Here is a 21,495-nt window from a genome sequence, read left to right as displayed (position 1 = left end):
CCGCCCGCGTCCGCGCGCGTCGGCGTCATGCCGCGCAGCTCGCCGGGTGCTGCGGCAGTTCGATGATGTCGGCGTGCACGGTGCCCGGGTGGTCGTGATCGGCGGCATCGACCATCACCTGCATCGGCCGCAGGCCCAGGCGCGCGAACAGCGCCAGGTCGCGCTCGGTGTCGGGATTGCCGGTGGTCAGCAACTGCTCGCCGTAGAAGATCGAGTTCGCACCGGCCAGAAAGCACATCGCCTGCAGCTCGTCGCTCATGTCCTGGCGCCCGGCCGAGAGCCGCACCATCGAGCGCGGCATCAGGATCCGCGCGACCGCGATCGTGCGCACGAAGTCGAACGGGTCGATCTGCTCGGTGCCGTGCAGCGGCGTGCCCTCGACCTGCACCAACCGGTTGATCGGCACCGAATCGGGATGCGCCGGCAGGTTGGCCAGCGTGCGCAGCAGACCGGCGCGCTGGCGGCCGCTCTCGCCCATGCCGACGATGCCGCCGCAGCAGGTCTTCAGCCCCGCCTCGCGCACGTGTTCGAGGGTGTCGAAGCGGTCCTGCAGATCACGCGTGCGGATGATCGCGTCGTAGTACTCGGGGTCGGTGTCGATGTTGTGGTTGTAGTAGTCCAGGCCCGCGTCCTTGAGCGCGCGCGCCTGCTCGCCGCTGAGCATGCCCAGCGTGGCGCAGGTCTCCAGGCCCAGCGCCTTGACCTCGCGGATCATCGCCGCGACCTTCGGGATGTCGCGGTCCTTGGGCGAGCGCCACGCCGCGCCCATGCAAAAGCGGGTCGCGCCGGCGGCCTTGGCCTGGCGCGCCTTCTCGAGCACGGCCTCGGTCGCCATCAGCTTCGTCGCATCGACGCCGGTGTGGTAGCGCTGGGCCTGCGGGCAGTAGGCGCAGTCCTCGGGGCAGCCGCCGGTCTTGACCGACAGCAGCGTGCTGACCTGGACCTCGGCCGGATCGAAGTGCTCACGATGCACCTGGGCGGCGCGGAACAGCAGCTCGGTCAGCGGCAGCGCGAACAGCGCTTCGACCTCCGAACGGCTCCAGTCGTGACGCAGGGGGGGCTGGCCGGCGGTATCGCGGGCGTAGCTGACAACGGACATGGTGGTTTTCCGACGGTCGCGGCGGGACAGGGCCGGCAGTCTGGAAAGCATGACACAGGCTGTCAACCAGACGCCCGGCCCGCCGGTTGACGAGCGCCGTGCCCATCGCTGGCTGCGACGCCTGTTCGTGTAGGTTTCACTCCGGGCGGGATTTTTCACCCCAAAGAGTGGGAGCAGACATCCCAAAGGTTGGGACTTCCATCGCGAAAGGCCCGAGGGCTCAGATCCATAGCGACCTCCCGCCCGGACCGAGGCACCCTTCACTGCAGCCTGCAGCCCTCTCAGCGTGCCTCTTCAGAGGACAACGCTGCGTCGGCCACGCTACGAGTAGCGATCGGCCCCAAACCCTCAGCGGACGCCTCCAGACTGATCCGCTAGCTGTGTAAACCCAGTACGTTGTTCAGCGGGATGCGGGAGATGGGTGGCCTGTAACCGAGGCTGGCATGCGGGCGATGCCAGTTGTAGTAATGCAACCAGTGGGTGAAGGCATTGGCTCGCTGCTCGGAGTTGTCGTAGGCGCACGCGTAGGCCCATTCGCGCAGGCTGGTCTGGACCAGACGTTCGGCCTTGCCGTTGGTGCGTGGGGTATACGGCCGCGTTCGCGAGTGGCGCATGCCGAGCCTGCGGACCAGGCGGCGGAAGCGGCGGGACCGGTAGCAGGAGCCGTTGTCGGTCAGCAGCCGCTCGAAGCGCACGCCCAGGGTGCGGTAATAGCGAACCGTGCGGATCAGCGCCTTGCAGGCGCTGCTGCCGCGTTCGTCCGGCTCGATGGATCCGAAGGCCACGCGCGAGTGATCGTCGATGGCCAGATGTACATATTCCCAGCCGATGCCGCGATGGCGGTGCGACCGGTCGCCGGTGACGCGATGGCCCGGCGAGCCGATCCGCCCCAGCTTCTTGATGTCCAGATGCAGCAGTTGGCCGGGCCGGGCGTGTTCGTAGCGGTTCTCCGGCACAGCCGGCTCCAACTCGGCCAACCGATGCAGACCGGCACGGCGCAACAACCGGGCGATGGTGCTCGGTGCCACGGGCACCTGCTGGGCGATCTGGCGGTAGGTCTGGCGCGAACGGCGTTGTTCCAACACCTGGGCCACGATGGCCGCAGGCGTGGCATGGGGACAGGCATGCGGCCGGGAAGTGCGGTCGGTCAATCCCTCTGGCCCTTCCTCCCGGAACCGCTTCAGCCACTTGTAGGCGGTCCGCACGCTGACGCCCGCTGCATGCGCCGCTTCTTCCACGCGAAGGCCGTGAACGAGGACCCGATCCACGAGCAGGGCTCGACCGCGAGGACTCAAACGGGCATGTTTATGCAGGTTCATCCGGGGCTCCTGGGGGCTGGTTGGCTTCGTAACCCCCCATCTTCCAGAGATGCCCCGGATGAACAACCTACTGAGAGATCACAGCTAGCCCTGACGACGAGGCGTAGCAGCCAAGTGGCCATGGGATCGGAGGTATCAGGTGACCCATCCTACTCCAATCTTTCCGTAGCACGGAGGCTGAGCGGGAGATCTACGCACAGCCTTTCATGTCGTTAGCGCTAAAAACAGTTCCATTGAGATAGGTTCTTGACTGACGGCTAATCCATCTCTCTCAACTTGGTGAGCAGTGCGAGGACAGGACAGCAACGTGCGCTGGGCGTAGACCGGCGGAGCGGCGACATCCTGGGGAAGGTGTAGAGCCGCGGCGCGCGCACGCGCTGTGATGGCAGCATGTCGAAGCAGGCAAGCTCTCGGTATCGGACTTCTTCCCATGTTCTGATCGGCGATCTACGCAAGCTTTAATCCGACACCCGACGTCCCCCCGCGATTGAGTAGCAGGCTGCTTTGGAGTCCAATCCCTAACGAGCAGGAGATTGGACGTGAAGAAGCGTTTCAGCGAAGAACAGATCATCGGCTTCCTGCGTGAGGCCGAGGCCGGGCTGCCGGTCAAAGAGTTATGCCGTCGACACGGCTTCAGCGAGGCGTCGTACTACCTGTGGCGCAGCAAGTTCGGCGGCATGAACGTGTCGGAGGCCAAACGGCTGAAGGAACTGGAGACCGAGAACGCGCGCTTGAAGAAGCTGCTGGCCGAGCAGGTCCTTGAGAACGAAGTGATCAAGGACGTGCTGCGAAAAAATGGTGAGCGCACCGGCCCGACGCGAGCAGGTGCGCTATATGGCAGGCAAAGGACTCAGCGAGCGGCGCGCTCTGCGCGTGGTCGGCATGAGTGCGAGCGCGCTGCGCGACGTACCCCGCCCGGATCGCAATGTCGAACTGCGGTTGCAGATCCAGGCCTTGGCGCATCGGCACAAGCGCTACGGGGTTGGGATGATCTATCTCAAGCTGCGGCAAGGCGGCCACGTTGTGAACTACAAGCGGGTGAAGCGGCTGTATCAGCAGGCCAAGCTGCAGGTGCGACGTCGCAAGCGCAAGAAGGTACCAGTGGTTGAGCGGCAACCGCTGATCCGTCCGGCTGCGGCCAACGATGTGTGGTCGATGGATTTCATCTTCGATCGCACGGCCGACGGTCGTGTCATCAAGTGCCTGGTAATCGTGGATGACGCAAGTCACGAGGCCGTGGCAATCGAAGTCGAGCTTGCGATCTCGGGCCACGGCGTCAGCCGCGTACTGGACCGCCTGTCACTCAGCCGTGGTCTGCCGAAGGTGATCCGGACCGACAACGGCAAGGAATTCTGCGGTAAGGCCATGGTGGCCTGGGCGCACGAACGTGGCGTGGCGTTGCGCCTGATCCAGCCGGGTAAACCGAACCAGAACGCTTACGTCGAATCGTTCAACGGGCGCCTGCGCGACGAGTGCCTCAACGAGCACTGGTTTCCGACACTGCTGCACGCGCGAACCGAGATCGAACGCTGGCGCTGGGAATACAACGAAGAACGACCGAAGAGATCGCTTGGCGGGCTAACGCCTGCCGCCTATGCGCAACAGCTGGCGGTGAAACCGCTACGATAAAGCCGGACTCCAAACAGTCCCGCTACTGAAAGCGGGGGGATGTCGCCACGCGTAGAACGTAGCCTGGCTGATGCCCTTCTTGCGGCAGATCTCTTCTACAGTCGTACCGGTCTCGGGCTGCTTCAGGGCGAACGCGATCTGCTCTTCGGTGAACTTCGACTTCTTCATGGCGACGGGCCCTCCTTGGCGCGGAGTGTCGCCGACTCCTCTACTTCTGGCTGGTCCGAATTACAGGGGGGGAGGTCAATCAGATGTGTGGCATTACGCGGGCTCAATTGCGGGCATCGCCGCGCAGAGACGGGGGCAGCGACCGCTTATAGAGATCGCTGATCTCGACAGAGCCGTGAGCTGCTTCATGTTCCCATGTCGCCATCGAACGCCAAGAAACCATACGTCGCCTCGAATCTTGCTCGCGACAGGGGCGACGCGTCGAGCGACAAGAAGCCCCCCCTACTGTCATTCTGCTCAACGCACGCCGTCCCCGGCGGAGCCAGTGGCGGCTTCATCGTGCATGTCGAAGTGCTCCGGCGTTACCGCAGAATAGTTCTTGCCGCGAACTGCCCCCGCTGCGGCCGCAGCCGTAGGCTGCGCTTCCCGATCGAGCCGCAGGCGATGCCTGTAGAGCAAGAACAGCAGGAACGGAAGCAGAACCAGCGGCTTATAGCCAAAACTGACGACCACTCCTTCGCCAAAAATTTCGGAAAAGAGCACATGAATGAGTAGCGAAACGCTGGGAAACATCAAGGCAATGGCCCCCATGTAAAGGACGAACATGCCAGCGCTCATGCGTCTACCAACAGACTGGAACCTGGCGAAGGCGAGGCCGAACAACACGGCGTATGCAGTAAACGCGATGCTGGCACAGAACAAGACCATTGCTTTCCCTCAGTCTCAATCGGCGACAATGTTCTTGTAGACAGATTTTGTTTCTTTGCTACCAAGAAGATCCACCAGCACATCCATATGCACGCGGCGGCTGCTTGGGAACTCAGTCTTCACGACCCGCTTTTTCTCGACATCGAACATCACCTGTCGACGCGTCGGAATCAGGTCGGGAATGAAGTTCAGGGAGATTGTGAGCTGATCGGGTGGGAACTGGACATGCACGTCCTTGCTTTTCTCAAACAGCAGCATGCTGCCCTCGCTCAGCACATGCCGCCCTTCCGATAGGAGATCAACCGCTTCGCCAACATCGCCTCGAACGGATCGATGGTCGTAGGTGTAGAGGTCCGTGACATAGCCTGGGCCATAATAGCCAATCGTCAAGAAGTCGAAGTTGTGATCGTGCGCGTAGCGATCGCCGTATACGTAAAATCGGTTGAACTGTTCCTCCGCCACCGCCTCGCCCCGATACACCGCCGGAGGCCAGACGTTAGCTCGAATGTAGTATCCAGGCTTCTTGACGATGAGGAAAGACTGGCCAGAGTAGTTATTTCCGAATTGAAATTTCGACGTATCCAGTAGACCTTCATTGAAGAAATCCGTCAGAAGATTTCGATTGAGATAGAGCGCGTAGAACTTCGCCCAAAGCTCTGGCCACTCTGATATCGCCTGCAGGCGCTCAGGATTGGCCTCCACAAACTCGCAGAAATCAGCCAAGGACACAGACTGCTTAGCGACCGCATTGATCTTGGACATCAGGCCACCTCAACGATAAGAGACCTGAGCGCTTGACTCGCCGCAACTCGAATGTGCGGATGCGCGTCAGTTTGCATCTCTCGTATAACGTCCACACCCGCGCCATAGTCCACATTGATCAGCGCCTCGACTGCCTTCCATCTCACGAAATGCGCAGGATGGGCGCAGAGCTTTCGCAGAGGCAGCACAGACTCGCTATTTCCGAGCTCCTTGAGCACTTCACACGCGTATTCAATTCGGGTGAGGTCCGAGTTCGCAGCAGACGCATATTTTGCTCGACCACTGACAGCATCGTACCTTTCCGTTATTGACCTTGTGGCTACCTTTTCGCTCAGATTGAGCGAGACATATTTCCTGTCAAACGCAATATTCACGAAAATCGATTCAGCGTCGAAGAACGCTACGTCGTGTCTGCTGAGCGTCTCGACCTTCACGAGTTCAACTTGGTCCGTCATGTCGAAGTGCCCCAAGTCTCCGACACACTTTCTGTACATCTGAATTGTGAACTCGACCGGTGTGAGAAGGCCGAAGATCATGCTTTGCGAGATGCTTGATATCTCACCCAGAAGTTTTCTGGGCTCACGCTCCACGCCGAATGCAAGCATGAATCGATCGTTCTCATGCATCGCGAAATTGCGCCCAGACAGTAGACTCAGGAAGCCACGACCCCCATGGTTTCGTGCGAAGAATTCGTTGAACTGAACTTCACTTTCACCGCTTTCAAGCATTCTTAAGAAGGCCGATGTCAGCGCTTTAATGCTGCCTCCACACTCGGCGACATCGTCCATCTGTGTTTTGAGCGCTTCTAGGTTAGTGATCACAGGCGCGTCCTTGCATAGAAAAAAACCGCGCAGGCTTACTGCGCGGCCTCGCAACCAGTGCGATTAGTAGACTTCTTGGGAGTAAATCAGAAGCTCAATCGCCACGATCGCGACCAAGATCGGGGCGGCGACCATCGGATCTACCATACCAGCCGGAACAACAGTCACCGCAAGAGCGGGAAGCGCCATTTTCATCGAATACTCCATTATTCAAGATTGGAAGGTTGCCGCAGCCGAGAACGATCTCAGCGACCTACATATAGCGGCGCGCCGCTTAATCTGTCAACACTCCTCTGCCCTCCTCAGGACATCGATCTAGACATCTTCGAATGCGATTTACCCCTTGCGTTCAAACATTTATCGATGTGAGCTTCGATCACTCAGGGTTTTCTTACACGCCACAATGCCCTGTGCCGACACGTAGATCGGCCACATAAGAAGGCTTTCAGAGAGCACGTTCAAAGGGCCTACGGACGCGCCCGCTTGGTCTTGCGGCTTCGGCGCCTCCAGCCCCTAGACTCTCCTGACGGCCTTGGGTTCCCGCATCCTCCGCCGCAATCGAGCTACGCCCTCTTCGGGATATCTATGCAGCCGCCAAGGCTTCACCAGTTCCTGGACGCTGCGCTGCGCTCGATGCGTTCATGGATCGGACGATTCAGAGTTGGCTTGAAGATTCTATGGCGCCTCCTCTTCGCCTGAGCGCCAGAACTGTGTACTGCGCGGCGATCAACACCGCGCCCGTCGGCTATCGAGCGGCCTTGTTTCCAGCGCTTCGCGCAAGCTTGGAAGCAGCATGCTACGTGCAGGAGATCAAAGTGGGTGCTCCACTTGGTCGGGTGTGGACATCGCCCGAGGCTCGTGAGCGGCCACTACGACTCGAGATGAGTCGTTGCGCGATCTCAGCTATGCCCCAACGTGCCCCGTCGCCGGGCCGCGCGATGGCAGACACCAAACATCGCGAGACCGATAGTGATGTAAAGCGAAGAGTTGCCCGCCACGAACAACAGACGAGGCAATTGCCCCGCCAGGCTCAAACTGCCCTGCTCGGCAATGATCCACGCTGCGGCGTGGCTGAAAGGTAGAAGTGCAAGCACGTTACCCGGGTAAGCGGGGAGACTGACCAGCGCGATAACGCCGATCAGCATCAGTGCGTTGACGGACTCTGCTTGCTTGAACAGCACGCTCAGCCCGCTCATGAAAAGTCCGAGACCAACCAGCGAGGGCGCCGCGAGCAGCAAGATCACAATGAGCGGCCCAACGGGCACTTCGACCGAACGCCCCACGATCCAGAACGCCACATGCAGAAGCACGAGTGTCCCAAGAAGTGCGCCAGCGACCTGAAGGCTGCAGCGCACGATCAGGAGCACGTGCAATGGCTGCCCTACCGTGCAGAGCCGCTCAAGTGTACGGCCGCGGATTTCATCCGCCGTCTCACCCGCGATGCCGCTGTAAGCCGCGCTCGCGAAGCTCCAAAGCACAAACCCCAGCGCAAGCGAAGACTGACCTGGAAGGAAATCCGCATCTGGAAGCCAGCCGAGGCCATAGGCGAGCCCTGCAAATGCGGCTAGAAGGATCAGCGAGCTCGCAACAAATTCGAATGCGTAGCGGCGTTGACGATGCAGATGGAGAACGGCCTCAGCATGGCACAAACGCAGAAGTCTCACGACACGACCTCGGCTTCTCTGCTCACCGGCGACACTTCGAGCTCTACCGGCGCAATCGTCGCATGCCGCAGATCCGGGTAGATCCGCGACAGCAACTGGAGCTGATTGAGTTGCCCGGCAAACGTATTTTCGCGCGCCATTTCCGCGATGACGGACTCGGGCAAGGGGTGTGCGGCCTCCACCGTAAGCCGAAATCTCTCCACCGCAGTTCGGGCAGTAGTGCCGCTGCGCTCAAACGCCCAGCGTCCAGCTTCCATGCCGACAACGCGCTCGGCCGTCGCAGCGACAAAGCCCGCATCATGGGATATGGTAATTACGCTCGCGCCGCGCCCCTGCTCGTCCCTCAGCAGACCTTGAAGCGCCTGGATGCTCTCGACATCCAGTCCGAGCGTCGGCTCATCCAACATGATCAGATCAGGACGCGGCGCCAGTGCGCAAAGCAGAGCGGCGCGTTGGCGATTACCAGTGGAAAGCCGGCGCACGGGCCGCCCGAGCGCAGTCAAGCCAAGTTGATCTGCCAAGGTCTGCACGAAGCGTCGGTCGACCCGCTTGCCCCGCACGCGGCATGCGTAGTCGCAGTTCTCCTGGATGCTCAGCCGCTCGTAAAGATTGGCCCTCCCCTCAAGCAAGAGCCCGGTCCGATCCAAGCCCTCTCGCCCTGCACCCACCAGGGGCCGACCTAGAAGGCGGACCTGCCCGGCCGTGGGCTCAACCAGCCCCACGATGGTCTTGAACAGCGTGGACTTGCCAGATCCATTCGGACCCACGATCGCAACCGACTGCCCTAGAAGCACCGACAGCGAGACGCCGGACAGTGCCCTCGGGTGGCCTGGAAAATCCTTATGCAGGTCATCGACCCAGACGGCTTCATCCATGCCGCAACCCCACGCGGGAACACATGCCAATCGACATTATGCAGCCTCTAGCGACTTGGCCTCCAGCTCGCGGATGAACTCGTTGGCGATACGCCGCGCGTTCGGGTCGCCCTTGGCCGCGACATAGGCTTGAAGCGTGGCAGAGACGCCCGGCACACCCATGTCATGTGCCAAGCGGCTAATGACGGTTGGGGTGTGAAACATCAGGTTCTCACGAATGACCGCATGGGTGTTATCCGGCGACAGGTCCATGTCAAAGGAGTACTGCCGGTTCATCTTCATGTTCGGCACGATGACATTGATGGAGATCGAAAAGTCTTCCGACGGGAACTGTACGTGGATATCCTTGCTGTCACGGTAAAACATCACTCGGCCGCGCGCGAGACGCGTGCGCTCCAAGAAACGCACGTCGACCGCTTCCCCAACGTCGCCCACAACTTTCTCGTGATCGTACTCAAATAGAACGGTCTCGTAGCCAGGCCCCTCATAGCCAAGTGTCAGCAGCGAGAAGTTGTGATCATGAGGATCTTCATAAAAAAAGATCTCCTCGCCCTTGCGTCCTGCCGGCGGCGTCCAGACCGCGGCGCGAAGGAAGTAATGCTCCGTGCGGTGAAGCATGAACACCTGAGGCGTATAGGGATTCATGGCGTTGAACGCCGCAGGGTTCGCAATCTGCCGAAGCAATGTTTCGGACAGGAACGTGCGGTTGTTGTAGAGCTTACGCAGCATCAACGCTGCGCCATCAAGGTCTTCTGCTAGAACGCGCTCGCCCTGAGCGTCAAGAAAGGCGATCAGATCGTCGATCGTGATCGACTCTTCGGTATCGAGATCCCATGAGAATGCCATGTGCGCGCTCCTTAAATATGCCCGTGCCGGCGAAGATTCTGGATCGTGCGCTCCGCGGCAACGCGAACCTGAGGGTGATCGTCCGAGCTGGCGCGTATGAGCACGTCTGCGCCGCGCTGGAGGTCCATTTTCAAGAGCGTCTGCACAGCCTTCCAGCGGACGAAATAAAACCGGCTCGAGTCGTAGATGTTCTCCAGCTCTTCCAACGAGCCTTCTACCGGGAACTGCCTCAGGATATCCATGACGAACTCCATGCGGCTGGCATGAAAGTTCGCCGATGACACGCCGGTGCGCGAGAGCGACTGGCGATCATAGTGATACACCAGATCCGAATGCTCGTTGATCACCAGCTGCAGCAGCCACACCGTGCCCTTCACTGAAATCGTATCGAAGACGCCCTGCCCCCGGCGCACTGTCATCACGTCGCCACCCGAAAAGCTGAAGACGCCGCGGTCTTCTAAGCGCTCTCCACAGGACTGCGGCTCCACCTGCAGCATTCGCAGTTCCATCGCACCATCACCGAGGAACACGAAGCTGGCGTCGTTCGGCAGCAGGTCGAGTTGCGACCGGACAAATTGATGCCCCCCGGGCGCCATCGCGACGCCTTGCTGAAGATCCATCTCGGGCACCTTGACCAACAGGATCGTCTTCGCCTCGTCGCGGCAAATCTCGATTTGGTCCTCGGTTTGGTAGGCAGCTTTTCCAACCAGCGACTCGTCGTCGATGCATTCCAGTAGCACCTCCGCGAGACCTCGGAATTCACCGGCGCTTGCGGCTGCCCGGAGCAGCGGCGTGTAGTCGTCAACAAAGGTCGAGCGAGAATCGAGCACAGCCAGGATGTTCGTAAGGCCGTCGGCACGCGTGCCGATGTCTAGGCCAGCAACCGTCCGGCGCTCAGGCCCCGCCGTCGGCAATTCGAGAGTAGTCATAAGTCGTCCCTGATCACCAAGTGAAAAGGCCGCCCGCCCGACGGCGGGCGGCCTTTGACTTACTTGAGAAGCTCGGTAACCAGCTTCACCGCGCCCTTGATGGCGGCACAGCGCCAGCCACCGATGTTTCCACCATCACAGCTTAGGCCCACCGGCATTTCCAGATCCGAGATCAGGGCTTCGAGGTTTCCGTTCTTCATGGTTCATTCCTTAGATTAGTGAATTGCATGGGTTTTGGCCTCCTTTCCAACGAGCGCGCACTCCATTGCGCGCGAAACCAGCGTGACCCTGGCCTTCCTGACCAGGCACACGAAGACGAGACACTTATTCGTAGCGCAGCGCATCGATGGGATCGAGCCTCGCTGCTTTTGCAGCCGGAAGGAGCCCGAAGATCACGCCCACCATTCCGGAGAACACCACTGAGATGACCACCGCCCACCAAGGCACAACGGCAGCAGGCAGACTGGGTATCAACGACGATGCCAAGGCGCCGCCGGCATAACCGATTGCGACGCCAATCAACCCTCCGATCGCGCTCAGCAAAACCGCCTCACTCAGAAACTGCAGCATGATCGAGCGCGACGTCGCGCCCAGCGCCTTGCAGATTCCAATCTCACGGGTCCGCTCGGTAACCGAGACCAGCATGATGTTCATGATGCCGATGCCGCTCACCAGCAGCGAAATCCCGACAATCCCCACAAAGACGGTCGTTACCAGATTGATGACCGACTTGAGTGAGTCTCCGAGTTGGTCTGCGGTCTCCACCTTGAAGTCATCGGGCGCAGCTGCATCGAGCCGCCGAGACTGACGCAGCACCCGTTCGACGCGCTCTTTCAGGAATTCCAGGTTGTTCCGATCGCGGACCTGAAGATCTATGCGCAGGTCGATCTGCGCCGCATCGCGAACCATGGCAAGACCGGTTGCGAACGGCATCAACACGAAGTCGTCCTGGCTAAAGCCAAATACTTCACCCCGCTCCTCCATGATGCCGACGACCTTGCACCACTCCGAGCCGATGCGGATGTACTGTCCGAGCGGGTTCTCTGGCAGGTTCAAGTTCTCTCGAAGCGTTTCACCCAGCACACAGACTCGGCGGCGCGACTGCGTGTCTGCCTCGGTGATGAACCGTCCAATCTTTGGATAGATCTGCCGCGAGTGCTGATAGGAGGGCGAGCTCGCAATGACCCGGGTGAAAGCCTCTACCCGCCCTGCGCTGACGGTGCCGCCATGGTCGCCCATGACGTCGAAGGTCGGCGATAGCTCTGCCAGATGCTGGACGCTGTCTTGAAGACGTTGGTAATCACTGATTGCAATGCGGCTACGCCGTCCCTGCAGCTGGTCTTCGAACGAAGTTTCAGCCCGCACGCTGAGATTGTTCGCGCCAAGGCCTGCGAACTGCTCGCCGATTGATGCAGACATGCCCTGGAAGATTGACACCACGGCAATGACAGAAGCGACACCAATGACGATGCCCAGAGCCGTCAGGAGACTCCGCAGTGCATGCGCGCGAATACTCCCAAATGCCGCCTCCATGGTCAGTAGGAACTCAGCCATGCACGGCGTTCTGTGTGTCCGAGCTGATGCGGCCGTCTTCGATCCGGATCACGCGTCGACAGCGTGCAGCCACATCAGGCTCGTGGGTGATCATCACGATGGTGCTGCCCTCGCGCCAAAGCGAATCGAACAGACTCAGAATGTCTTTCGTTGTGGCGGAGTCGAGGTTTCCGGTCGGCTCATCAGCTAACAGGATGGACGGCTCACCGCACAGCGCCCGCGCGATGGCCACGCGCTGACGCTGACCGCCCGAGAGTTGGTTTGGCAAGTGGTCGGCACGCTCTGACAAGCCCACGCGGCTCAGCGCAGCCATTGCGCGCGTTTGCCGTTCGCTCCGACTCATTGCGCGGTAGCGCAGCGGATGCGCAACGTTCTTTAACGCCGACTCTCGGGGCATCAGGTTGAAGCTTTGGAAGATGAAACCGATGCGTTGGTTTCGCACGGCAGCCAGCGTGGGCTCGTCCATGCCCGAGACGTCCTGCTCGCCCAGCAAGTACTGCCCTTCCGTAGGCCGATCCAGGCAGCCGAGAATGTTCATCAGCGTTGACTTGCCCGAGCCCGAGGGGCCTGTGATGGCCACATACTCGTTCCCTAGGATCTGCATATCGATACCGCGCAGCACGTGCAGTTCCTCATCCGCCATGGCGTAGCGCTTGTGCAGCGATCTGACCTGGAGCATCGCTTCCATCAAGGCAGCCCGGGTCCGGCCAGAACCGCATCCACCGCCTGGTTGTCCCGAAGGTGGCGCATCACCTTGGCCGGGCCGACGACAATCCGATCACCCAGCGCGATCCCAGACACGATCTCGACATAGGTGTCGTCGGACATGCCCGACTCCACATAGCGACGGAGTACTGCGCCTCCAATCTCAACCAGCACATACTGTCTGCGCCTGGCCTGCTTGTCGCCACGTGACGGGAGGTCAGCTTCTTCGATCGTCTCAGTCATCACAGCCTGCACCGGCACCGCAACTGGTTCACGCCCCTCGTCGACAAAGATCTCGGCGCGGCAGCTCATGCCCGTGCGCAGGGATGCGTGGTCGCCCTCTTCAAGCGCGATCTCAACTTCATAGCTGCGCTCAGTGCTGCCGCTCTCCATGCCGCTGCGCGGCGGGGCGAGCGCGATGCGTTCGACCCTTCCTTCGATAGGCGCTTCGGCCGCTGATCCCGCGAATACCTTTGCCATTTGTCCCGTCTTCACCCTCGCTACGTCCATCTCGTCGACTTTGATCGTGGCGGTCATCGTGGAGACGTCGGCGATGGTCATCAGACTTGAACCAGCAATGCCAGTGGAGCTGGGAACGGCAGTTTCGCCGACCTTCAAAGCGATCGCAGTAACAACGCCCGTAATCGGTGCTCGGATGTCCGTCTTGGACAAACTCTCGCGCCCCTGCGCGAGCGCTGCTCGAGACTGGCGGAGTTCCTCCCGGCTTGCTGCCAGCTGCAGGCGTGCGAGCTCAGCTTCATGCTGCACCTGCTCGTGACTGGCGACATCGATCAAGCGACTGGCCACTAGCTCCGTGCTTCGCCTGGCCTGCTGCTGGCGAAGCGTGAGAAGCGCCGTCTGGAGCTCGATATCGACTTCCTTCTGTCGAACGAGCGACTCACGCTGTTCTACTTCTGCCTTCTGCGTTTCTTGATCCAGCACCATCACAAGCTGCCCTCGCTGGACCGCCTCACCTTCCTTCACCATGACCTCTCGCACGCGGCCAATGACCTCGGGCGAAAGCGCAGCGGTGTCCTGGAAGTCGAATGTGCCCGAGCCGAGGACAGTCGCGCGTAGCGCGCGCTTCTCAACAACCTCTAGCTCGACTTGCGGCGCAGTGCCGCTGCTATTGAACGCTAGCGCCAGACTGCCTACCGCAATTGTCAAAGCCACACCTGCAATCACAAAGCGACGATTCATGCAGCCTGACCAGCAAGAATGATGAGCGCCCACGTGCCATAGAACATCAGTACAGGGACCGTGACGATGAGCGCGGCGCGCACCGCGCTGATCTTCATCCAGCGCGAGACGCCGATGATGCATAGCGCAATCATCCAGAGTGTCTGCAGGCCCACCGCGCCGGCAAGCGACAGCCACGGGCTATCGCCGGCCAAGCCCAAGAGCTGCGAAAGCGCGACTGGATTGGCCGCCTCTGGCAGCACTTGCGGGTTGGATCCAAGGGCAAGGCGAACTGCCGTCAGCAGCAGCGCAACTGCTTCGGGCACTGCGAGCCACGCGGCGAATACAATCCAGGAGGGACCTGAGCGCTCCACACGCTGCATACGCGCGACCAAGGAGAGGTAGCCCGCCGTGATGAGCATGAAGACTGCGCTGACCACGAGCGAAGAGATTATCGTCACGAGCGCAAGCAGGCCCGGGCCCATCAGATCGCGAGCCAATTTCAGTTCCCGGCCCTGAAGGTCGCCGGAGCCAGCGAGCAAGTAGTCCTGCAACCACACAATGTCGACGCGGCTGTAATACGCAGACCAGGCAACGACGGTGGCAACTGCTAGCAGCGCGAGAGGCCACACCCACCGTCCCCGCTGACTCACCTGGTCCCACGCCTGTTGCGGAGCAACGATTACGTCGCCGAGAACTCTCACTGCGCCAATTGCCATCTATGGCCTCTCCAAATGTCCCGAGTTGATGCAAACTTGATCTCACCCTGCGCTCGAAGTGCTAACGCCGCGCTTGTGCGCGCTATGCCGCGCGCAAACCGAGAGGGCGCCGAGTTCGCGCGCCCGAGCCGCCTTGATCGGTTAACCCTTACTCCAGATCCCCTACTCCGTCCGAGACGGCAGCATTCCCCATTTCAGAGCGCGCCTCCCACGAAGACCCAGCGCTTCCCCTTGAATCAGCTTCCCGCGCTCATGCATTTCTATGATGCGCTCCGTAGTTCAGCGCGACACTCGGTGCGTGCAATCGATAAGTCAGTTAACGCGGTGGAACCACACGACTAAAGAGGCAAACGCGCGGGCCTTTCTGATCACGCCCGGCAAGATCGGCGGCTGTTTCAGACGGTGCGCACTTCAATTGACGACTCCTGACCTGATGCTTGGAAGCAGCACAATTTCCTGTGTACGGATCGAGCCTAACTAGTTTGCTCTGTCGCGTCAACGCGCCTAAAGATGAAATTAGAGTCAGAAAATCCTGACCTCTCGAGTGCGAACGCCCGGACCTGCAAGCGACCTCATGGGCATGCGGGCACTCCCAGAATTTCGGTCGACTGAAGCTCTGGCTTGCAGGCGTCATATAGGGCGCGGCGTGTCGGAGCGGTGGGCGGACGGCGCGCTGCGAACTGGCGCCTGCAGCTTAGAACATGCGGAGCGCGGGACTGCTAGGGCACCCACTTCATTCGTCTGCGCGACGAGTGAACAATCCGCCGGCACTTGACCAATGATGTTCACGGGCTACAAGTAGTCACCGCATGCACAAGATTCCGACATGGTTGATCATCTGTCTCACGGCACTGACGCTGACGGGCGGCCTTGCATCGATTTCGACCCTTGAACCAGACCAGATCAAGCACGCATCGATCGAGATCGGAGGCGCGCCGCTATGGCTATTCTTGGTGGTAGGGGTGTCCGTCTATGTGCTCGAAGCATTCGTCTGGACGGTGGCTTTCACTGAATTTGGCGCACGATTCTTCAAACACGCGGCAGTAGGTGCTTTACTCGGAGTAGTCGCCTACGGACCCATCTTCCACGGGCCCGAAGGCTGGTTCTCTATCCTCGTTTCGAGCTGGATCTGCTTCGTACTGAACATGAGCTACATGATCATTCGCAAGCGCTCCCGCAGAACCGCCATCTTGTCGACGGTCGCGCACAAACTAGTCTTTATCCTGTATGCCGCCTGGGAGATCTTCTTGGCATCCGAAGGGCAGTAGCGCATCGCCTGCAGCTGAATCGCGATCCAGCATTCGCTTCTATGCTGGCACTCCCGCGAGTCCACGCGCCTCATGCAAGCGCTTGAGTCATCTGATAACGACGGAGCGTTGCACTAAGCACAGCACCATGCGCTGGGCGTAAACCGGCGATCGCAGCGACATCGGAGCGATGCATGTCGAAGCGGCGCGCGCGTGTGCTGTGATTCGAGAATGCACGCCACCCTGACGGCTTCTGCTAGGCCAAAGTCGCAGTGCCACGTAGGAAATCACCGCTGCTGATCACACGCAACTTCCCAATACGGCGCCTGATCTCGCGAGCGATTGATTCGCCTGAGCCTGGCGCGCGCTCTAAGTCTCGGCCTGCGGCTCCAGGCGAATGCTGCGAGCACCTCACCCCGATCCGCTGGCGGACAGAACGAGGCAAGGAGCACACAGAGCGCGACCAATGCTGAAATCTCCGCGAACTTCGTGCCGAACTGCCAAGACAAGGTCGCGAGCATGAAGAAGGCGGTGAAAACTCGCGCCCTTATGGAACGGTCCTAAAGCGAGATGCCGCACGGGACCTGCTGCCTGGCAGGCGCTCACGAAGTACAAGGAGGCCACATAGGTCCTGACTCTGGCGGCGCCACAGGAAACCCTGTCTTGATCAAGGGAATCGCAGGCTCACGCGTAAGCCCCCCAATCCCCAGACACCGCATAAGTAGATCTTTCTGGCATCGTTTCCCAGCCAGGAGGTTCCATGCGCACATCGAAGTTTACCGAGATGCAGATCACCGCGACGCTCAAGCAGGCCGACGCCGGCGTGCCGGTCAAAGACATCTGTCGCCAGGTCGGCATCAGCACCGCTACGTACTACCAGTGGAAGAGCAAGTATGGCGGCCTGGAGGCTTCCGAACTTCGGCGGGTCAAGGAGCTCGAATCCGAGAACGCCAAGCTCAAACGAATGTATGCCGAGCTGGCGCTCGACAACGCAGCGATTAAGGACCTGATCGCAGAATAACTCTAGGGCCGGCGCGCAAGCGCGAGGCCGCGCGGTTCCTCTTCGAGGTCCACGCGCGGCCGCTGCGCCGGTCCTGTGCATGCGTCGGCCTGTCGCGAACGGCGTGGTATGCGCCGCCGAAGGATTGGACGGTGCGCGATGCCGAGTTGATCGCCGCGCTGGCGCAGTTCGTAGAGGCGCATCCCAGCCGCGGCTTCTGGAAAAGCTGCGACGACCTTCGCAAGCAGCGACCGGACTGGAATCCCAAACGGATCTATCGCGTGTACAAGGCCATGAAGCTCAATCTGCGCCGTGCCGCCAAGCGGCGCCTGCCCAAGCGCGAACGGGTGCCGCTCTATGTGCCCACGCTGCCAGACACAGTCTGGTCGGTCGATTTCATGAGCGACGCGCTCGCCTGCGGCAGACAGTTTTCGCACGTTCAACGTCGTGGACGACTTCAGCCGAGAAGCCCTGCAGATCGAAGTGGACACGTCGATCAACTCGCAACGGCTGGTGCGTGTGTTCGAGAAGATCAAACGCGATCATGGTTTGCCGCAGTGTAATGACCCAGCGGTTTTTGCTCAGGTCAGGCCGCTAAAGCATAGGCTTCGGCGGGTGTCTTCATGCCCAGCGCCTGGTGTGGGCGTCGGTGGTTGTAGAACTGGATCCAGTCGCCAATCACACGACTGGCGTGTTGCTGGCTTTCGAAGCGGTGGCGATGCGCGCACTGCTCCTTCAAGGTGCGGATCACCCGCTCGATCATCCCGTTCTGCTGCGGGCAGTGCGGGGTGATGAACTCCTGCCGTAGGCCGTAGCTACGCACCAGCCGCGTGTAGTCGCGACTGGTGAACACCAGACCATTGTCCGAGCGCAGCAGGAACGGTGCCTGCACCCTTCCCAAGGTCCCGAACCGGGCGATCAGCGCCTGCTCCAGTGCCGCGGCCGCGGTGCTGGCCTTGCCGCTGCGCGAGAGCTGCCAACCCAGCAGCTGCCGGGTATGGCAGTCGATCACCAGTGCCAGGGTCAGCCAGCCATCACGGCCGCCCCAGAGCCGGCACAGGTCCGTCGCCCAACGTTCGTCCGGGGTCTTCGCCACCGACGGCAGCGCCTGGATCCGCGGACGGGCGCCCACGGCCCGCTTGCGGACCTGCCAGCCCATGAGCTGGAAGATCCGTTGCACCGTGTTCTTGTTCATGTCCAGGAGGCCCGCCACCGTCCGGTAGCCGAACGACGGCTCGGCCTCGATCAGCGCCTTGATCGGCTCCGCCAGCTCAGGCTGGACCTTTGGCGGTGCCTTGGTCGGCCGGTAATACACCGTGCGCCGCGCCACGCCAAACCATCGGCACAGCTTCACCATCGAGACCTCGAAACCATCGGCCCGCAGTCCCTGCTGGATCGAGACCATCAGGTCTCGTCCTTGCCCAACAGGGACGCCAATTTTTTTCGTGCGCGCAGCTCCAGCATGGCTTCGCCGTAGGCTTCCTGCAGGTCCTTGAGCTGCCGCTCGTACTGCTCGCGGACGTCCTCGGGCTTGGCCCGCAGGGCGTTCTCCATGCCGCGCTTGCCGTCGTCAACCCAGCTCTCGACCTCCGACGGGGTCAGGTCGAACTGCCGGCTGGCCTCGGCCACCGTCGTCTTGCCCTGAATGATCTCCAGCACCAGCGCCGACTTCCGCCGGGCCGTCCAACGCTTGATCTCTTCTTCCATCACTTGACTCATAGTGCTCTCCGTCAAAAGGTAGCACCTGAGCAGGAAATCACTGGGTCATTACAGCAGGTCGTGCGCTCGGGCAATGGTCCCGAGTTCCTGGGCGAGGCGCTCACCAACTGGCTCAAGGCGAACGGCGTAGCGCTGTAGTACATCCAGCCCGGCAAGCCGAATCAGAACGCCCTCATTGAGCGCTTCAATCGCACATTCCGCGAGGAAGTGCTTGACCTCAATCTCTTCGTCCGTCTCGACGACGTAAGCGAATCCACCGCCTGGTGGATGATCGACTACAACGAAGTACGATCCCACAACGCCCTCGGCGGACTGACGCCCGCCGAGTACCGCAATCAACTCGCCCGAAGTTCTACTTTTGAAGTGTCTGCTTGACAGGGGAGCTTACGGATCGATCGCTGCTATGCACCGGAAGTCCAATCCCAGCGCTGGTAGAAAGTGGTACCGGGGCTCTCGGTGGTGAGACGGCCGACAAGTAGGGGGAAGTTCTGTGCGCCAGTCTTCCCAATCTCTGGAGAATCGCGTCATTCGCTGGAATTCACACCTGCGGTGGTCGGCTTCAAGCAACTCCGTTTAGGAAGATCCCAATCTTTGGGGTCTCTTCTTCGGGAAATCCCACGCTTTTGGGTGTTGTCGCTCCCAAGGCATTGGATCGACCGACGCTAAATCGCTGATCCGCATGAGCGAGCGCTCCCAGACGTTGAGTTAACCTACAGTTCGCGGCGCGTTGCCTGGTGTGCGGGGAACGCGGCGACGACGGCCGCGCGCTGTGCCCGGCCTGCGCGGGGGCGCTGCCGTGGGCCGGCCCGGCCTGCGCGCGCTGCGCGGTCCCGTTGCCGGCCGGCGACCCGCTATGCGGCGCCTGCCTGCGCCGCCCGCCGCCGCTCGACGCGCCTTCTCGAGCACCGCCTCGGTCGCCATCAACTTGGTCGCGTCGACCCCAGTGTGATAGCGCTGGGCCTGCGGGCAGTAGGCGCAGTCTTCCGGGCAGCCGCCGGTCTTGACCGACAGCAGCGTACTGACCTGGACCTCGGCCGGATCGACGTGCTCACGATGCACTTGCGCGGCGCGGAACAGCAGCTCGGTCAGCGGCAGCGCGAACAGCGCTTCGACCTCCGAACGGCTCCAGTCGTGACGCAGGGGGGGCTGGCCGGCGATATCGCGGGCGTGGCTGACAACGGACATGGTGGTTTTCTGACGGTCGCGGCGGGACAGGGCCGGCAGTCTGGAAAGCATGACACAGGCTGTCAACCAGACGCCCGGCCCGCCGGTTGACGAGCGCCGTGCCCATCGCTGGCTGCGACGCCTGTTCGCGGCGCGCTGTCTGGTGTGCGAGGAACGCGGCGACGATGGCCGAGCACTGTGCGCGGCCTGCGCCGCGGCGCTGCCGTGGAGCGGCCCGGCCTGCGCGCGCTGCGCAGTCCCACTGGCGGCCGGCGACGCGCTATGCGGGGGCTGCCTGCACCGCCCGCCGCCGCTCGACGCGACCTACGCGGCATTCGTCTACGGCTTTCCGGTCGACCGCCTGCTGCCGCGGCTGAAGTTCCACCGCGACCTCGCCGCCGGTGCGCTGCTGTCGGCGTCCATGGCGCGGGCCTTGGCCTCGCGGCCGCGGCCCGACGCGCTGGTGCCGGTGCCGCTGCACCCGGCGCGGCTGCGCACACGCGGCTACGACCAGGCGCTTGAGCTGGCGCGTCCGCTGTCACGTGCGCTCGCGCTGCCGCTGCGCGCCGACCTGCTGCGTCGGCAGCGTGCGACCGCGCCGCAGTCCCGGCTCGATGCACCGGCACGGCGTCGCAATGTCCGCGACGCTTTCGTGGCGACCGCACGTGGCGCTTTGCCTGCGCACGTCGCGCTGGTCGACGACGTCATGACCACCGGCGCGACGCTGCATGCGGCGGCGCTCGCCTTGCGCCGCCTCGGCATCGCGCGCGTCGATGCCTGGGTCTGCGCGCGGGTGCCGTGAGTGCGGCGGGTAGCATGGACGCTCGACCCTGCCGACCTCGCGCTGCCCATGACCCGATCACGCCTGCTGTCAGTCCTGCTCGCTCTGTCCGCATTCGTTGCGCTGCCCGGCTGCAGCCAGACGCCTGACGAGCCCGCCGTGTCCGAGCGCTATGTCGACATCGAACTGCACCTGGAACCCGCACGCGATGCGTCGTCGGGCAGCGACGTCCGCACCTGGACCACCGACGACGGCCGCACGCGCCATCTGCGTCACGTCGACACGATCCCCGGCGCCGAGATCCGCTCGATCCGCGCCGAGATCGTCGGCGGCCACCCCGCGGTCGTGTTCGCGCTCGCCGCGCCCGGCGCCAAACGGATCGAGGCCGTGACCGACGGTCAGGTGGGGCGGACGCTGGGCCTGGTCGCAAACGACCGGCTGCTGCTCGCCGCGACCATCGCCGGCCCGTTCTCCGACCGCTTCCAGGTGGCGACCGCCACCCTCGAGGACGCCGAACGCCTGCGCCGCTCGCTGGTGGTCAGCGACGACCGGTAGCCGCCCCCACCCCAGCCCTCCCCCGCACGCGGGGGAGGGAGCAATGCGCGCG

General features: G+C 61.8%; 21 protein-coding genes and 5 pseudogenes. 7 read left to right on the top strand and 19 right to left on the bottom strand.

Annotated features, from left to right (window positions below; all coding sequences use genetic code 11):
* Positions 1-25: 25 nt before the first annotated feature.
* Together bioB and WAF18_RS02135 are read right to left on the bottom strand one after the other, a co-directional pair.
* The gene (bioB, locus tag WAF18_RS02140; RefSeq protein WP_337243646.1) at positions 26-1,099 is read right to left on the bottom strand and encodes a biotin synthase BioB; all 1,074 of its coding nucleotides are present in this window, start codon (positions 1,097-1,099) and stop codon (positions 26-28) included.
* A gap of 374 nt (positions 1,100-1,473) precedes the next feature.
* Positions 1,474-2,418: an IS481 family transposase gene (locus WAF18_RS02135; protein WP_337243645.1), complete on the bottom strand. Its 945-nt coding sequence runs from the start codon at positions 2,416-2,418 to the stop codon at positions 1,474-1,476.
* A gap of 539 nt (positions 2,419-2,957) precedes the next feature.
* Here WAF18_RS02135 and WAF18_RS02130 point away from each other — a divergent pair.
* A protein-coding gene (locus WAF18_RS02130; RefSeq protein ID WP_337243644.1) for an IS3 family transposase occupies positions 2,958-4,047 on the top strand; the annotation gives its coding sequence in 2 pieces (ribosomal slippage) (positions 2,958-3,211 and positions 3,210-4,047; 1,092 coding nt in all).
* Between the two features lie 42 nt (positions 4,048-4,089).
* On the opposite strand, the pseudogene WAF18_RS02125 reads toward WAF18_RS02130, so the two are convergent.
* The 14 genes and pseudogenes from WAF18_RS02125 to WAF18_RS02060 form a co-directional block, all read right to left on the bottom strand.
* Positions 4,090-4,215: pseudogene (locus WAF18_RS02125) on the bottom strand (transposase); the annotation flags it as partial.
* 297 nt (positions 4,216-4,512) lie between these two features.
* Complete coding sequence (locus WAF18_RS02120; protein WP_337243643.1) at positions 4,513-4,923, bottom strand: hypothetical protein; 411 nt, start codon at positions 4,921-4,923, stop codon at positions 4,513-4,515.
* Positions 4,924-4,938: 15 nt separating this feature from the next.
* Positions 4,939-5,685, bottom strand: a complete 747-nt coding sequence (locus WAF18_RS02115) for a hypothetical protein (RefSeq protein ID WP_337243642.1) — start codon at positions 5,683-5,685, stop codon at positions 4,939-4,941.
* Positions 5,685-6,473, bottom strand: coding sequence for a HEAT repeat domain-containing protein (locus WAF18_RS02110; protein WP_337243641.1), 789 nt, complete (start codon positions 6,471-6,473; stop codon positions 5,685-5,687). Before WAF18_RS02110 ends, WAF18_RS02115 begins: the two co-directional genes overlap by 1 nt.
* A 96-nt stretch (positions 6,474-6,569) precedes the next feature.
* Positions 6,570-6,701 carry a hypothetical protein gene (locus WAF18_RS02105; protein WP_337243640.1) on the bottom strand — a complete coding sequence of 44 codons (132 nt, stop codon included), beginning with the start codon at positions 6,699-6,701 and terminating at the stop codon, positions 6,570-6,572.
* 704 nt (positions 6,702-7,405) lie between these two features.
* Positions 7,406-8,170 carry a hypothetical protein gene (locus WAF18_RS02100; RefSeq protein WP_337243639.1) on the bottom strand — a complete coding sequence of 255 codons (765 nt, stop codon included), beginning with the start codon at positions 8,168-8,170 and terminating at the stop codon, positions 7,406-7,408.
* The gene (locus tag WAF18_RS02095; protein WP_337243638.1) at positions 8,167-9,045 is read right to left on the bottom strand and encodes an ABC transporter ATP-binding protein; all 879 of its coding nucleotides are present in this window, start codon (positions 9,043-9,045) and stop codon (positions 8,167-8,169) included. Before WAF18_RS02095 ends, WAF18_RS02100 begins: the two co-directional genes overlap by 4 nt.
* Positions 9,046-9,081: 36 nt before the next feature.
* Positions 9,082-9,891 carry a hypothetical protein gene (locus WAF18_RS02090; RefSeq protein ID WP_337243637.1) on the bottom strand — a complete coding sequence of 270 codons (810 nt, stop codon included), beginning with the start codon at positions 9,889-9,891 and terminating at the stop codon, positions 9,082-9,084.
* An 11-nt stretch (positions 9,892-9,902) separates the two neighbouring features.
* Positions 9,903-10,820: a HEAT repeat domain-containing protein gene (locus tag WAF18_RS02085; RefSeq protein ID WP_337243636.1), complete on the bottom strand. Its 918-nt coding sequence runs from the start codon at positions 10,818-10,820 to the stop codon at positions 9,903-9,905.
* A 59-nt stretch (positions 10,821-10,879) separates the two neighbouring features.
* Positions 10,880-11,020, bottom strand: coding sequence for a hypothetical protein (locus WAF18_RS02080; protein ID WP_337243635.1), 141 nt, complete (start codon positions 11,018-11,020; stop codon positions 10,880-10,882).
* 124 nt (positions 11,021-11,144) lie between these two features.
* Positions 11,145-12,374 carry an ABC transporter permease gene (locus tag WAF18_RS02075; protein ID WP_337243634.1) on the bottom strand — a complete coding sequence of 410 codons (1,230 nt, stop codon included), beginning with the start codon at positions 12,372-12,374 and terminating at the stop codon, positions 11,145-11,147.
* Positions 12,367-13,062, bottom strand: a complete 696-nt coding sequence (locus WAF18_RS02070) for an ABC transporter ATP-binding protein (RefSeq protein WP_337243633.1) — start codon at positions 13,060-13,062, stop codon at positions 12,367-12,369. The genes WAF18_RS02075 and WAF18_RS02070 overlap by 8 nt, the downstream gene beginning before the upstream one ends.
* Positions 13,062-14,279, bottom strand: a complete 1,218-nt coding sequence (locus WAF18_RS02065) for an efflux RND transporter periplasmic adaptor subunit (RefSeq protein WP_337243632.1) — start codon at positions 14,277-14,279, stop codon at positions 13,062-13,064. Before WAF18_RS02065 ends, WAF18_RS02070 begins: the two co-directional genes overlap by 1 nt.
* Positions 14,276-14,977 (bottom strand): YIP1 family protein, encoded by a 702-nt coding sequence (locus tag WAF18_RS02060; protein WP_337243631.1) that lies wholly within the window; start codon positions 14,975-14,977, stop codon positions 14,276-14,278. Before WAF18_RS02060 ends, WAF18_RS02065 begins: the two co-directional genes overlap by 4 nt.
* Positions 14,978-15,786: 809 nt before the next feature.
* Between WAF18_RS02060 and WAF18_RS02055 the strand changes: the two genes are divergently transcribed.
* Both WAF18_RS02055 and WAF18_RS02050 read left to right on the top strand, forming a co-directional pair.
* Entirely contained in the window at positions 15,787-16,245 is a 459-nt protein-coding gene (locus WAF18_RS02055; protein ID WP_337243630.1) for a hypothetical protein, read from the top strand.
* Between the two features lie 739 nt (positions 16,246-16,984).
* Positions 16,985-17,781: pseudogene (locus tag WAF18_RS02050) on the top strand (transposase); the annotation flags it as partial.
* 29 nt (positions 17,782-17,810) lie between these two features.
* Here WAF18_RS02050 and WAF18_RS02045 read toward each other — a convergent pair.
* Both WAF18_RS02045 and WAF18_RS02040 read right to left on the bottom strand, forming a co-directional pair.
* Positions 17,811-18,629, bottom strand: a complete 819-nt coding sequence (locus WAF18_RS02045) for an IS3 family transposase (RefSeq protein ID WP_337243629.1) — start codon at positions 18,627-18,629, stop codon at positions 17,811-17,813.
* A complete protein-coding gene (locus WAF18_RS02040) occupies positions 18,629-18,943 on the bottom strand; it encodes a DUF1153 domain-containing protein (protein WP_100323322.1) in 315 nt (104 codons plus the stop codon). The genes WAF18_RS02045 and WAF18_RS02040 overlap by 1 nt, the downstream gene beginning before the upstream one ends.
* A 41-nt stretch (positions 18,944-18,984) precedes the next feature.
* Between WAF18_RS02040 and WAF18_RS02035 the strand changes: the two are divergent.
* Positions 18,985-19,318, top strand: a pseudogene (locus tag WAF18_RS02035) (transposase); the annotation flags it as partial.
* A gap of 359 nt (positions 19,319-19,677) precedes the next feature.
* Positions 19,678-19,752: pseudogene (locus WAF18_RS02030) on the top strand (ComF family protein); the annotation flags it as partial.
* 52 nt (positions 19,753-19,804) lie between these two features.
* On the opposite strand, the pseudogene WAF18_RS02025 reads toward WAF18_RS02030, so the two are convergent.
* Positions 19,805-20,128, bottom strand: a pseudogene (locus WAF18_RS02025) (hypothetical protein); the annotation flags it as partial.
* 49 nt (positions 20,129-20,177) lie between these two features.
* On the opposite strand from WAF18_RS02025, the gene WAF18_RS02020 reads away from it, so the two are divergent.
* Together WAF18_RS02020 and WAF18_RS02015 are read left to right on the top strand one after the other, a co-directional pair.
* Complete coding sequence (locus tag WAF18_RS02020) at positions 20,178-20,909, top strand: double zinc ribbon domain-containing protein (protein WP_337243628.1); 732 nt, start codon at positions 20,178-20,180, stop codon at positions 20,907-20,909.
* A gap of 48 nt (positions 20,910-20,957) precedes the next feature.
* Positions 20,958-21,443: a hypothetical protein gene (locus WAF18_RS02015; RefSeq protein ID WP_337243627.1), complete on the top strand. Its 486-nt coding sequence runs from the start codon at positions 20,958-20,960 to the stop codon at positions 21,441-21,443.
* The last annotated feature ends 52 nt before the right edge of the window (positions 21,444-21,495 follow it).

The organism is Luteimonas sp. gir (genome assembly GCF_037198055.1).
GTDB lineage: Bacteria > Pseudomonadota > Gammaproteobacteria > Xanthomonadales > Xanthomonadaceae > Luteimonas > Luteimonas citri_A.
The sequence above is the reverse complement of the archived record's forward strand: the minus strand, read 5'-3'. Positions and strand labels throughout refer to the sequence as shown.